Genomic DNA, 13,425 nt, shown 5'->3' with positions numbered 1-13,425 from the left:
TTCAGGGAATAGATTAGCAGATGAGCATTTTTTAGATGCAGTAGGTTTGCAAATACTTTATAATAAAACTAATGAGTATTATATAAAACTTGATGCAGCAAGAGCATTACATCAATACAAATACGATGATGATCATAGAATGAAATTGTATTTAAGTGGTGGGGTGTATTTTTGAAAAATAATTGTTTTGTTATTAAAAATATTGTTAATTAGTCATATTGTAAAAATATAATGCTATTATAAATATAGAGTTAGCAATATTTCATGATAAATGTGAAATTTTGTATCTTTATAAAATAATACATTAGAGGTTGAGTGAAAAAATACATTTTTTTAAGCTGTATATGCATAAATGCATTTGCTTTAAATTTAGAAGAAAGCTTAGGTGAGGGTGAGGCTAATATTAGCAAATATCAAAAGTCAAACACTGTTTCTAAGCAAGTATTTTTTCAAAAACCACAAGAATACCAAGCTCAAAGTACAGATCTTAGTTCTTTTGCTAGTAATTCTTTAGGTCAAGTTTTAAATTTAAGCTCTAAAGATAAGACAGAGGCTAATTTAGACTATGATGCTTTAAATGTAAATATAAAAAATATTAATTCAATACTAGATTATGAAAATGCTACTTTACTTTTGGAAAAACAAGCAAGAATAGGGCAATTAGAACAAGCTTATTCTTTAGGACTTATTAATCGTTATGAATTTGATGAGTTTAATTTAGGTTTTAATTATTTTAATGATCAGTATAAAGAAGCTTATGAAAAAAATAGTTTTGGTGCTGAATTTCAATTTAGTCATTATTTTAAAGCATATGCTAATCACTATAATATAAAAGAAAATGATAGTGAAGATAGCACAGAGCTTGGTTTGATGTTTGATTTGCCTTATTTGAATGTTTTAAATGTAAATTCTAATATAAAAGAATTACAAAATCAATATAACATTACTTATTCTCCAATTTCTATTTTAGATTTATCACTTAATTATCAAGATGAAAAAACTAGCGCCAAAGATCAAACAGCAATGTGGGTAAGATTTAGACTAAATTATGAGCAAAGTTTAAGTAAGCAATTTTATAATAGTTTTTACCGTAAAAACAATATAGGTAAATTTAATCGCTATGATTTTGCTACTAGGACTTATTAATTACTCATAAAACGAGTAATATCATTATAAGTTACAAACACCATTAAACTTAAAAGTAAAGCCATGCCAAAATAACTAAGATATTCAAAACATACCTTTGGCACTTCTTTTTTAAAGACTAACTCATAAAGGTTAAAAAGTATATGCCCTCCATCTAGCGCTGGAATGGGAAGTAAATTTAATACTCCAAGGTTGATAGAAATTAAAGCGGCGATTAAAAATAAAACCACTATGCTAGTATTTGCTGCTTTGGAGGTTATATCCACCATAGTGATGATTCCACCCATATTTTTAGCGTCTAACTCCCCGCTGATGATTTTAGCAAGACCTTTAAAAATAAGTAAAGAAGCTTCTATGCTTTCTTCATAAGCATATTTTAAACTACTAAATCCTGGATGATAAATAGTAACAAACTCACCCTTAGGTGCTATGCCAATTAGTGGTTTTTGAACTTTTTGATAAAACTCATTATAACCTTGGTCAATTTGTGGAGTTAGGGTGATGTTGATGAGTTTACCATCGCGTTCTATACTAAGCAAGGTTGGTTTTATATGCACAAGTTTACCGATTTCTTCAAAGCTTTGAATTTTAACTCCATCTATAGCTAGGATTTTATCTCCAATTTGTAAATTTGCTTTTTGCGCAGCTGAGTTTGGTGCTATATTGCCAATAACAGGTGCAAGTTTTTGAACTCCTAAAAAACCTATGGCTGTATAAAGTAAAAATGCTAGAAAAAAGTTAAAAAATGGTCCTGCGAAAAGTATGTAAATTCTAGCTAGAGGACTTAGAGTGTTATAGCTATTTGGTTCGTAATTTTTTTCGCTAGGATTTAAATCATCTTGTCCTTTGAGTTTAACATAACCACCAAAAGGTAGAGCAGATAAGCGATATTCTGTGTTTTTGTAAGTTTTTTTAAAAACAGCTCTTCCAAAGCCTATACTAAAAATTTCTACATCGACTTTCATATGTTTTGCGGCTAAAAAATGTCCTAACTCGTGAAAAAAAATTAAAAAAGATATAACCAAAAGCGTTATTAAAAAGCTAAAAGAATAAAATTTAAAGCCAATGGCTAAGATAATAAATAAAAATAAATATGATTTCAAATTTATACCTTTTTTAAATGTTTTATATAAGCTAGTATGTATTCAAAAGCTGAATAAAGTGTAAGTACTAAGGCAATAAATAACAATGTATTAGCAAAAGGCCACTGCATGATTAAAAATATAATGGCTATCATTTGAAAGGTTGTTTTTATTTTTCCTGCAAAAGAAGCACTTACATCAAATTTTTCACTCACCATAACTACTCGAAAACCGGTTATAAAAAATTCTCTTACTAGAATAATATAAATCATCCAAGGATCGGCTTTTTGGATGAGTAATAATCCTAAAAAAGCAGCCAAAACAAGCATTTTATCCGCTAGTGGATCTATAATAGCTCCAAGTTTTGTAGTTTGATTCCAAGTTCTTGCAATATAACCATCAAAAAAATCAGTCAAGGCAGCTATACCAAAAACAACACAAGCAAAATAATTTACCCAACTAGGATGAATATTTTCAAAATCATTAATAAGTAAAAAAAACAAAAGTGGAGCTAATAATATCCTTATAAATGCTAAGATATTAGGTAAATTCATTGTTTGTTAATCCTTGTGTTTAAAGAAAATATCCCAAAATGGGGTAATGAATCATTTAAAAGTGGTACCACCATCTACGATTAAGGTATGTCCTGTGATCCAATTTGCTTTATCAGAACATAAAAATAAACATGCTCCTGCTAAATCTTGAGGTTGTCCAATACGGTTTAATGGACTAAGATTAATAGTTGCATTTTTAACTTCTTCATAATTTGTGAATGCTTTAAGCGCGTCAGTGTCAATTGGTCCACCACTTACTACATTTACACGGATGTTTTTAGAACCAAGTTCGGTTGCAGCATATCTTGCCATAGCTTCTACCGCTGCTTTAGCTGTACCGTGTCCTGCATAGTTTTCAATATGTACTAAATTTCCTGTTGAAGAAATAGATAATATACTACCCCCGCCGACTTTTTCCATTCTTTTTGCTGCTTCTTGTGCTCCAACAACAAAAGCATTTACAGTTGCTGTAAAGATATTATTAATACCTTTTGGTTTTAATTTCATAAATTTAGTATATCCACCTACAACAGCACGACCTGAGATAATAGCATTAGAGATGAAAAAATCTATTCTGTCAAAATCTTGATCGATTTTTTCAAATAATTCTTTATAAGTTTCTGGTTCAAGTATGTTAAACTCATAAGCCTTTGCTTTGATTTTATAGTTATTTTCTAAATCTTTTACAATTTCTTGAGCTAAATCTGCATTAGAATTATAAGTAAAAGCTACATTGGCTCCTGCTTTTGCAAACTCATATACAATAGCTTTACCAATCCCTCTTGTTCCACCGCTAATTACTAAAGTTTTATTTTGAAAAAAAGTATCCATTAAAATCCTTTGATATTATAGTTTTTCATAATCGCTTCTATTTTTGCTAAATTGCAATCACTAGGTTTACAAAGTGGCAAACGATACTCTAAAGTAGGGGTTAAACCTGCTATATACATTGCTGCTTTAATAGGTATAGGATTGCTTTCGCAAAATAAAATTTTATTGATATTATACAACTCATCATTAATTTTTTTAGCTTCAATATATTTTTCTTTTAAAGCTAGATGAGTTAATTTTGAAATCATATCAGGAAGTAAATTTGAAGTAACTGAAATCACACCTTTACCACCATTTGAAAGTATAGGATAATTAATCGCATCTTCACCACTTAAAAGCATCATTCTAGGCTCATGCGCTAGTAAATCAACGCATTTGTCAATGCTCCCACTAGCTTCTTTTACCCCATAAATATTTTCACAATCTCTAAATAATCTTATAATGGTTTCTGTTTGAAGTTCACAACCTGTTCTTCCTGGCACGTTGTATAAAAGTACAGGTATATCTATGCTTTTTGCTATTTCTTTATAATGTAAATACAAACCTTCTTGTGTAGGTTTGTTATAGTATGGAGTAACGCTTAAAATACCATCAGCTCCATGCTCTTGTGCAAATTTAGCCAAACTTACAGCTTCATGGGTAGCATTGCTTCCTGCTCCTGCTAAAACCTTACAAGAACTTCCCTTGCAAGCATCTAATGCTATTTCTATACAAATTCTATGTTCTTCATGGGTTAAGGTGGCACTTTCTCCGGTTGTTCCAACAGGCACTACTGCATCAATCCCATTTGCTATTTGTCTTTTGATGAGTTTGTGGTAAGTTTGTTCATCTAATTTCCCATTTTTAAATGGAGTTATTAAAGCTGTCATTGCTCCTATGATGATTTTATTGTCCATTTTCACCCCTTTTTAAGATTATTGTAGTAGATTTGTTTTCATTGAAATATTTTCTAGCACAATGAATTAAGTCATCTTTGCTTAGATCTTCTATATTTTTTTCATAATCAAGTAAAGGTTTTAAATCGCCTTTAGCAAGATAAGATCCATAAATATTTGCAACACTACTTGCATTGCTTAGTGAAAAAATAAAATCACTTTTTACGGTGTTTTTGATTTTTTCCATGATAGTATCATCAAATTTAGCATTTTTTACATCTTCAAGAATTTTTAAAAGCTCTTTTTCAACATCTTCTGCTTTTATACCTTCATTGCAAACACAAATAAATATAAATAAATTCTCATCTATATTTTCGCTTGCATAAGCATAAAATTCATTGATAAGTTCTAATTTATCAATTAAAATTTCGCTTATTAAAGAACTTTTTCCATTTCCCAAAAGTTCGCTTAATGCACAAAGTTTTGGTATATCTTCATGATTAAATGCAGGAATTTTATATGCAAGTGCTAGCAATTGTGTATCGCTTTCTTTATGCAAGATCACGCGTTTAGCACCATCTTGCTCAGGTTCTTTTTCATAAACTATAGGGATTTCTTTGGTATTTTTTATATCTTGAAAATGCTTTTTAGCTAAAGTAAATACTTCATCTTCATTAATATCACCACTCACAAGCAAAATAGCATTTTTAGGTTGATAAAAAGTTTGATGAAAATCTTGTATATCTTCTATTTTCCAATTTTGTATATCTTTAAAAAAGCCTATCGGGGTCCAGTGATATGGATGGTGTAAAAAGGCATGATTGTATAATCTAAAATACAAATATCCCAAAGGATTATTATCGGTTCTCCAACGCCTTTCTTCTAAAACTACATTTCTTTCGGGCTGAAACTCATCATCTTTTAAATTTAAATTACGCATTAATTCAGCAAAAAGCCATAAAGACTTATCTAAATTTTCACTAGAGCATTTTATAAAATAATGCGTATAGTCAAAGCCCGTACTTGCATTATCCACTCCACCAAAACCTTTGACTATGTCATCAAATTCACCTGCTTTTAAATTTTTTGTACTTTTAAAATTTAAATGTTCAAGCATATGGGCTATACCACTTTTTCCCATTTTTTCATTTCTTGAGCCAACTTTATAAAAAATATCTACACTTATAACTCCGCTTTTTTTATTTACAGGTAAAGTATAGACTTCAAGTTTATTTTCAAGGGTGATTTTTTTATAATTAATCATTTAAAATTAACTCCTATAGCTTGACTAATATGATTAAAACCATCTTGTTTTAAAAGTTCAATTAAACCTTGATTGATATTTTTAACAATGCTTGGTCCTTTAAAAATCATAGCTGTATAAATTTGAACCAAGCTAGCCCCATTTTTAATGCGCTCATAAGCAAGTTCAGCACTATCTATGCCTCCACTTGCTATTAAAATAGTATCTTGATAAATTTCTTTAGCTACTTCTTTAAAAAATGTCGCACTTTTTTGGGTGATTAATTTACCACTAATTCCGCCAAAAGTTCTTGTATTATCAATCAAAGAATAATCTATACTTGTATTTGCCATGATAATACCATCAGCTTTTGCACTAATAGCGCTTTTACAAAGTGAAATTGCGCTATCTATATTCATATCTGGAGCAATTTTTAAAATCACAGGTTTATTCGTGATTTCTTTTGCTTGGTTAAATAAAGTACTTACAAATTCTTCACTTTGTAAATCTCTTAAATTTTTGGTATTTGGAGAGGATATATTAATCACAAATAAATCACATAAATCTTTAAATTCTTTTAATAAAATAATATAATCATTAATAGCTTCTTCATTTGGGGTGATTTTGTTTTTGCCTATATTTGCCACTAAAGGTATGCTAAAAGGATAGACTTTTTTTACTTCTTTTGCAATGGCGTCTTTGCCTTTATTGTTAAAACCCATAGCATTTTGAATACTTTCTTGTTCAACAAGTCTAAAAAGTCTAGGTTTTTCATTACCATTTTGAGGTTTTGGAGTAAAAGTTCCATATTCTAAAAAACCAAAACCCAAAGCACTTAGCGGTCTTATCATGGTTGCATTTTTATCAAAACCACCTGCTAAACCCACAGGATTATAAAAATTCAGATTAAAAATTTCTTGATTTAAAATTTCATCATTTATTACACAATCTTTTGCAAAAAAACTAAGCCCTCCAGGAAATATACAATCTAGTGTTCGCATACTAAATTCAGCCAGAGCATGAGCATTTTCTGGATCTAATTTATATATTAAAGGCTTTAAGCTTTCATAAGTCATATTTTTCCTTTATTTGCAAAATAGCATATTGTACTAAAAAAATGATAATTTTTAGTTTTCATTTTCTTTGACTTTATCAGTTTTTTGTGCTTTTTGTTTTAATTTTTGATAAATTTCACAATGTTGCATTAAATAAGCATCATTTCCTATAGAAGCTATTTTTCCTTTATCAAGCACAGCGATTTTATCGGCATTTTCTATAGTGCTAAGTCTATGAGCGATGATGAGTATCAAACGATCTTTTTTTAAGCTCTCTATAGTTCTTACTATGGCTTTTTCGCTTTCATTATCAAGTGCTGAAGTTGCTTCATCAAAAATTAAAATTTGAGGATTTTTATATAAAGCCCTTGCTATAGCAATGCGTTGTTTTTGTCCGCCGGAGAGATTTTTTCCATGTTCTTTTAATTCAGTATGTATACCACCAAGTTCTTGAACAAAATCATAAGCATTAGCTTGTTTTAAAACCTCTATTACACGTGCTTCATTATATTCTTTAGCATAAGCTATATTTTGAGCTATAGTGTCATTAAATATATAAATATTTTGAGTTACCAAAGAGATATTTTCTCTTAAACTAACAATATCAAAAGAGCTAATATCTTTTTGATTGATTAAAATTTCACCACTATCTTTTTCAAAAAAATACATCAAAAGATTGATAATAGAAGATTTTCCTCCACCGCTTGATCCAACTAAGGCTAGAATTTCTCCTTTGTTAAAAGAAAAATTTACATCTTTTAATACTATTTTATCTTTTTGATAGCTTAAAGAGACATTTTTAAAATGGATATTTTGGATATTTTCTGTAAGTTTTTCTTCACCACCTTTAATTTGTGGTTCTAAATCAGTTAGATAAAAAGTTCTCTCACTAGCTGCCACAGCATTTTGTAATCTTGTATAAAGTGAAGAAAGTCTTTTAATAGGAGTATAAGCCATAAATAAAGCTGTAGTAAAGCTAAAAAAAGAACCTATACTTAAACTTCCATCAATTACTTCTTTACCGCCTATTATAATTACTATTGCAAAGCCAATTGAACCCATAGATTCCATTAAAGGGCTACTTAAAGCTTCAATTCTAATGCCTTTTAAGGAAAGTTTGCAAACTTCGCTATTTGTTTGGCTGAATTTTTGCATTTCATTTTTACCTGCATTAGAAGCTTTAATAAGTTCTATATTAGAAAAGATTTCACTTAATCTTGAAGTAAGATCAGAATTTTTTTCTTGGGTATTGCGTCCTATTTTTTTGATTTTTTTAGCAAAAATAACAAGAGGGTAAATTGCTAAAGGTAAAATTACTAAAGCAAAAAAAGCAAGTTTTGGACTTTGATAAATCACCACACTTAAAAGTCCAATCGCGGTTAAACTTTCTCTTAAAATTTCAGGTATGATAGTAGAAACTATATTTTGCAAAGCTCCAATATCAGAAGTACACCTGCTGATTAATTCCCCACTTCTGTATTTATGAAAAAAGCTCATATCTAAGCGCAAAAGATTGCCAAGAACTAATTCTCTTAATCTTCTTAAAATATCTGTTCCAACATAAGATATATAATAAACTTGCATATAAGCACCAAGATTTTTTAAAGCATAAATTAAAATCACCAATAAAGGCATATAATAAAGCAATTGAGCATTTTTTTCTATAAAAATTTTATTTAAAATAGGCTCTATGATGTATGCACTAGCAGCTGTTCCACCACTAGTTAAAAGCATACCAATAATAGCTAAAACAAAATAAAACCAATAATCTTTATAATAAGGCTTAAAGCGAGTAAAAACCTCTTTAAGCTTCATTTCTTTGTAATTTTTATCCATTTTTCTCCCATATTACACCATTTGGTGTATCCATTAAAAGAATATTCTCTTTAGCTAAATCATCACGAATTTGATCTGCTAAGGCATAGTTTTTTTCTTGTTTTGCTTTGTTGCGTAGAGCAATTTTTTCTTCTATTTCTTGACATTTTTCTTCACTAATGCCAAATTGAAAATATTTTATGGTATCTATGAAGCCTATACCAAAAATAAAAGCAAGTTCTTTTAAGGTTTTTTCTACTTGTATTTTATAAGTTTTATCTTTTGGGTTTTGATCTAAGTAAATATTACTTTCATTGATAAACTCATCAAGTAAAGCTAAGGCTTTAGAGGCATTTAAATCATCATTTAAAACTTCTAAGATATTTTTAGCTACTTCACTTTCTATGGTAGTTTTTTCATCTATAAAAGCATTTAAATTTAAGCGTTTTTTTAAGCGGTAAAATTTATCAAGTCTTTTTTTAGCAGCTTGTAAGTCTTCTAAAGCATAGTTAAAATGCGCTCTATAATGCACACTTAAAAGATAAAATCTCAAAACCTCTCCACTAAAAAGTTTTAAAGAATCTTTTAGAAAAAAGCTATTTCCCAAGCTTTTACTCATTTTTTCACCATTAATTTGTACAAAGCCATTATGCAACCAAAAATTAGCTAACTCATGATTGTTTTTACAACGACACTGACAAGCTTCGTTTTCATGATGAGGAAAAAGCAAATCTATACCCCCTGCATGAATATCAAGTTTATCTTTAAAAATACTTTCTATCATCACAACACATTCTGTGTGCCAACCCGGTCTTCCTTTGCCAAAACTTGCAGGATAAAATTTTTCATCAAATTTCCATAAAACAAAATCGCTATCGTTTTTTTTAGCCACGCTTTCTTCAAGGCGTGATTGATTGTCTTCTAAATTTCTTTTAGAGATATAAAAGTATTTATCATCTTTGCTGGTATCAAAATAAATTCCATCTTCAAGTTTATAAGCTAGGTTTAATTCTAAAAGTTTTTCTATATAAGTAATCATTTGCTCAATATAAGCTGTAGCCTTTGGTTTAAAATCAGGTTCTAAGATATTAAGCGCTTGCATATCTTCTTCATATCTTTTAATATAAAAATTTGTAATTTCCTCTAAGCTTTTACCACTTTCTTGCAATTTTTTTAAGATTTTATCATCAATATCAGTGTAATTTCTAGCAAAAACTACTTCATAATCATTTGCTATCAAAACTCTTCTTAAAAAATCAAAACACACACTACTTCTTGCATGCCCTAAATGTGCATCATCATATACAGTAGGCCCGCATAGATAAATGTTTGCTTTTTTTGTCTCATGTGGGATAAATTCACATTTTTTCTTTAAAACACTATCAAAAAAAACCATCAAAACAAACCTTTAAAAAAATGATAAATTTCAATTAAAAATTGTATTAAAATATCTTTAATTTCAAATAAGCCTAGAGCAAATAAACTTAAAAATACTATACTTATAAGCCAAAATTTAACCCTAAAAATACCCCAAAGATTTTTAAAGCCAAATTCTTTTATATTAGCATATAATAAATAAAAAGCACTAATAGATGAAGCTAGTGCAATACCTAAGCTCTTATAAGCTTCTTCTTTAATAAGTAAAATAATCACTATACTAAAAAATGCTGATATAAAAAGTGTTTTAAAGGCTATTATAGCGGCTATTTTTTGTTTAAATTTGGCATAAAGCCATAAAGAAAAAAGTTTTTGCAAGCCAAAAGGCAAAAGCCCCAAAAGATAAGCTTGTAATAAAAATGCAGTGACTTTTGTATCTTCTTGATTAAAATTTCCTCTTTGAAACAAAAACTCCACAATTTCTTTAGCTAAAATAATCCCAACTATACTAGCTAAAATCAAAAGCACGCTTAAATACTCAAAAGCTTTTTGCATAAAAGCCAAGGCTTTTTGTTCTTCATTTGCTTTTAAATGTCTTAGTATTTTGGGAAAACTTACTTGACTTAGAGCGATTGCAAAAAGAGCTAAAGGAAGCTGAAAAACTCTGTTAGAATAATACAAATACGAAATACTTCCAGCCATTAAAAAACTAGCTATAGTAGTATCTAGTAATGAACTAATTTGATTTGCCGAAGAGCCTAAAAGTCCATGAGTAAATGTAGAGTGGAACTTATCTAAATTAGTCTTTGTTTTTTTAAGTTTTATGCTTAAATACATACTTTTTAAAATTCTAGTATTTTTTAAAGCAAAAATATGCCATATAAGTTGAGCTAGACCACTTAAAACAGTCGCATATGAAAAATAATACAAAGCTTCTAAAGGTTTATCTTGAGTGACAAAAAATCCGGCAATCACAACAAAAAGATTAAAAAATGAAGCAGAAAAAGAAGTGATGAAAAAATTTTGTTTATAATTTAACAAAGAGCCTAAAAAAGTTACTAAAAAGATAAAAAATAAATACCAAAAATTAATAGAAACTAAAGGTGCGGCTAGAATAATTGTTTCTTTATTAAAACCAAAGGCAAAAATCTTTGTAAAAAATTCAGCAAAAAAACTCACTAAAACACAGGTTAAAAAAACAATAATACTAAATTGCAATAAGACATTTATACAAAAAGCACCTTTTTTACTTGCTTTTAAAAAACTTGGTAAAAAGGCTTGTCCAAAAGCCCCTTCTGCAAAAATTCTTCTAAAAAAAGCAGGCATTTTTAAAGCTACAAAAAAAATATCACTATAAATTCCAGCCCCTAAATATAAAGCTAAAACAATATCTCTTAAAACACCCATAATCCTAGAAAATAAAATTCCCAAGGCGTTGATGATAAAATTTTTAAAAATAATATTTTTTCTCATTAATTTTCATTCTTTAAATATTAGTTTGAGTATTATAAAATTTTTTAGTAGCAATAATTTTAACTAAATTTTGATTTTATTTTTGCTAAAATCAAAATTTTATACACAATAAGGAAGCTTAAGCTATGGAAGAGAAGAAAATTTTATATACTAAAGACCCTTATAAAGAGCTTTTGATATTTGCTTCTGAAAATAAATGCGAAGTTGATGAGCTTGATTTTAGATTATTAAGTTTTAGTACTTCTTATACTTATGATAATCAAGAATGGATAAAAGTTAATGAAAAAGAATTAAAAATTTTTGAAGAAGATGAAAAATTTTTAATTCATGATTTAAGTATAGAGCAAGAGTATAAAATAGAAATTTATTTTAAAAAATTTGCACACTCACCAGCTTTTGAGATCAGTTTATACACTAATGAAATTTGTACTTTATTAAAAGCTAGTGTTAAAGCCAGTGAAATTATTGCTTTTCATGATAAATTGGCGCTAGAACTTTTAGAAGCTATTTACAAAGCGATGATAAAAGAGAAATATTTGCTTGGATTTAGAATTTTTGATTTTAAAAAGCAAATTATTGATTTTAATACCAAAGTTAAAGAAAAGCAAAAATTTGATTTTGAAGTTGAATTTGAAGTATGTAAGGGAGTTAATCCTCAAGAGCCTACAAATGAAGAAATTCAATATCACTACCTAGAAAATCTAAAAAAGCACAATGATGTGATGAATAGAAACTATGTAGCACCCATAGGAAAAGATGAGGTGGCTATTGAGAGGATTAAACCAAAAGAGGGTAGCGATGGCAAGGATTTAAGATTTAAAATTTTAAAAGCTCTCCCACCAAAAACAAACAAAGAAAAAGTTATTTGTTCGGATAATTTTGAAGTTAAAGAAGATGATGAAAGTATAAAATATATTGCCAAAAAAGATGGCTTTATTATCCAAAAAAAATCTATTTATGAGATAGAAAATTATTTAGAATTTAATAAGGTTGATTTTAAAAGTACGGGTTCTATTTGGGCGGGTTTTGATAAACAAGTTATCATTGTGATTAAAAATACAAATAGTTTAGAAGATGCAATAGGTCCTAGGATTACTGTTGAGACTCAAGAATTAGAAGTTACTGGTAATATGGCTCAAGATTCTGTTTTAAGAGGTAAAAAAGTAATTCTTAAAGGTAATATGCATCATAAAAGCACTATTATAGGGCAAAAGGTTGAGGTTAATATCTTAAGAGGATATTGTGAGGCCGAGGAAGTTTTTGCTGAAACTTTAGAAAATGGTTCTATCAAGGCTAAAAAAGTAAATATTAAAAAGGCTGTGGGTGGAGAGATTATTGCGGATGAAATTTACATACAAGAGCTTGGTGGTAATTGTTTGTGTATTGCTAAAAGCTTGATTCATGTTGAAAAAGTTCAAGGAAGTGGTAATAAACTTGTAATTCAAGATCTCAAAGCTTTTGATAAAGAAAAAAGTGGAGAAGAGATACTTTTGCATATTGAAGAGTTAAAAAAAGAACAAGAAAATTTAGTCAAAGAAATTGAAGAAACTAAGCATACTATCCATGTGAGTAAAGATTCTGTGAGAATTTTACAGCAAAAGGCAAAAGAATTAATGAGTGCAAAAAGAGCTATACCACAAGCTTATAAGATTACTATTAAAGATTTTAATCAAAAGATTGAAAATTTAAATATTTTAGCTAATAAAATAGAAACCTTAAAAGAAGAAGAAAAAGCAAATATAGAAAAGCTTAAAAAAATTCAAGATGAGCTTTTAAAATCAAAAATTATTAATAAAAGTGGAAAATGGATGGATTTAAACGAGGTTAAATTTGTTTTATTAAATCCTAGGAAAGAATTAAGCTATCATCCTCATAGTGAAGAAAAAATTCAATGTTTTGAGCTTGAAAAAATAGATACTGAAAATGGGATGAGTGTTTATGAAATTCGCTCTATTAGTAATTACAAGGAATAAG

11 protein-coding genes are annotated in these 13,425 nt (G+C 28.6%); 2 read left to right on the top strand and 9 right to left on the bottom strand.

Features of this window, described 5'->3' with window-relative positions:
* Positions 1–315: 315 nt before the first annotated feature.
* Positions 316–1,146 (top strand): hypothetical protein, encoded by an 831-nt coding sequence (locus tag L8U00_RS06165; RefSeq protein WP_263708900.1) that lies wholly within the window; start codon positions 316–318, stop codon positions 1,144–1,146.
* Here the strand turns inward: L8U00_RS06165 and rseP are convergent.
* Genes rseP through murJ form a run of 9 tightly spaced genes read right to left on the bottom strand, consistent with a single transcriptional unit; the run spans position 1,143 to position 11,451 of the window.
* Entirely contained in the window at positions 1,143–2,249 is a 1,107-nt protein-coding gene (gene rseP, locus L8U00_RS06160) for an RIP metalloprotease RseP (protein ID WP_263708899.1), read from the bottom strand. The genes L8U00_RS06165 and rseP overlap by 4 nt on opposite strands.
* A 2-nt stretch (positions 2,250–2,251) precedes the next feature.
* Positions 2,252–2,782, bottom strand: a complete 531-nt coding sequence (pgsA, locus tag L8U00_RS06155; protein WP_263708898.1) for a CDP-diacylglycerol--glycerol-3-phosphate 3-phosphatidyltransferase — start codon at positions 2,780–2,782, stop codon at positions 2,252–2,254.
* Between the two features lie 51 nt (positions 2,783–2,833).
* Positions 2,834–3,613, bottom strand: coding sequence for an enoyl-ACP reductase (locus tag L8U00_RS06150; RefSeq protein ID WP_087689753.1), 780 nt, complete (start codon positions 3,611–3,613; stop codon positions 2,834–2,836).
* On the bottom strand, positions 3,613–4,509 hold the full coding sequence (dapA, locus tag L8U00_RS06145; RefSeq protein WP_263708897.1) for a 4-hydroxy-tetrahydrodipicolinate synthase: 897 nt from the start codon (positions 4,507–4,509) through the stop codon (positions 3,613–3,615). Before dapA ends, L8U00_RS06150 begins: the two co-directional genes overlap by 1 nt.
* A complete protein-coding gene (locus L8U00_RS06140) occupies positions 4,499–5,752 on the bottom strand; it encodes a M16 family metallopeptidase (protein ID WP_263708896.1) in 1,254 nt (417 codons plus the stop codon). Before L8U00_RS06140 ends, dapA begins: the two co-directional genes overlap by 11 nt.
* Positions 5,749–6,807 carry a quinone-dependent dihydroorotate dehydrogenase gene (locus L8U00_RS06135; protein ID WP_263708895.1) on the bottom strand — a complete coding sequence of 353 codons (1,059 nt, stop codon included), beginning with the start codon at positions 6,805–6,807 and terminating at the stop codon, positions 5,749–5,751. The genes L8U00_RS06140 and L8U00_RS06135 overlap by 4 nt, the downstream gene beginning before the upstream one ends.
* Before the next feature lie 51 nt (positions 6,808–6,858).
* The gene (locus L8U00_RS06130; protein WP_263708894.1) at positions 6,859–8,622 is read right to left on the bottom strand and encodes an ABC transporter ATP-binding protein; all 1,764 of its coding nucleotides are present in this window, start codon (positions 8,620–8,622) and stop codon (positions 6,859–6,861) included.
* Complete coding sequence (cysS, locus tag L8U00_RS06125) at positions 8,615–9,997, bottom strand: cysteine--tRNA ligase (RefSeq protein ID WP_263708893.1); 1,383 nt, start codon at positions 9,995–9,997, stop codon at positions 8,615–8,617. The genes L8U00_RS06130 and cysS overlap by 8 nt, the downstream gene beginning before the upstream one ends.
* The gene (murJ, locus tag L8U00_RS06120; RefSeq protein ID WP_263708892.1) at positions 9,997–11,451 is read right to left on the bottom strand and encodes a murein biosynthesis integral membrane protein MurJ; all 1,455 of its coding nucleotides are present in this window, start codon (positions 11,449–11,451) and stop codon (positions 9,997–9,999) included. The genes cysS and murJ overlap by 1 nt, the downstream gene beginning before the upstream one ends.
* Positions 11,452–11,576: 125 nt before the next feature.
* Between murJ and L8U00_RS06115 the strand changes: the two genes are divergently transcribed.
* Positions 11,577–13,424 (top strand): FapA family protein, encoded by a 1,848-nt coding sequence (locus L8U00_RS06115; RefSeq protein WP_263708891.1) that lies wholly within the window; start codon positions 11,577–11,579, stop codon positions 13,422–13,424.
* The last annotated feature ends 1 nt before the right edge of the window (position 13,425 follow it).

The organism is Campylobacter sp. IFREMER_LSEM_CL2256, assembly GCF_025771645.1.
Classification (GTDB): domain Bacteria; phylum Campylobacterota; class Campylobacteria; order Campylobacterales; family Campylobacteraceae; genus Campylobacter_D.
This window is presented reverse-complemented; position numbering and strand designations above follow the sequence as displayed.

Excerpts from the sequence above, each read along its gene's own strand:
- pgsA (WP_263708898.1), bottom strand. The coding sequence starts at position 2,782 with ATGAATTTACCTAATATCTTAGCATTTATAAGGATATTATTAGCTCCA.
- L8U00_RS06150 (WP_087689753.1), bottom strand. The coding sequence starts at position 3,613 with ATGGATACTTTTTTTCAAAATAAAACTTTAGTAATTAGCGGTGGAACA.
- dapA (WP_263708897.1), bottom strand. The coding sequence starts at position 4,509 with ATGGACAATAAAATCATCATAGGAGCAATGACAGCTTTAATAACTCCA.
- L8U00_RS06140 (WP_263708896.1), bottom strand. The coding sequence starts at position 5,752 with ATGATTAATTATAAAAAAATCACCCTTGAAAATAAACTTGAAGTCTAT.
- L8U00_RS06135 (WP_263708895.1), bottom strand. The coding sequence starts at position 6,807 with ATGACTTATGAAAGCTTAAAGCCTTTAATATATAAATTAGATCCAGAA.
- L8U00_RS06130 (WP_263708894.1), bottom strand. The coding sequence starts at position 8,622 with ATGGATAAAAATTACAAAGAAATGAAGCTTAAAGAGGTTTTTACTCGC.
- cysS (WP_263708893.1), bottom strand. The coding sequence starts at position 9,997 with ATGGTTTTTTTTGATAGTGTTTTAAAGAAAAAATGTGAATTTATCCCA.
- murJ (WP_263708892.1), bottom strand. The coding sequence starts at position 11,451 with ATGAGAAAAAATATTATTTTTAAAAATTTTATCATCAACGCCTTGGGA.
- L8U00_RS06115 (WP_263708891.1), top strand. The coding sequence starts at position 11,577 with ATGGAAGAGAAGAAAATTTTATATACTAAAGACCCTTATAAAGAGCTT.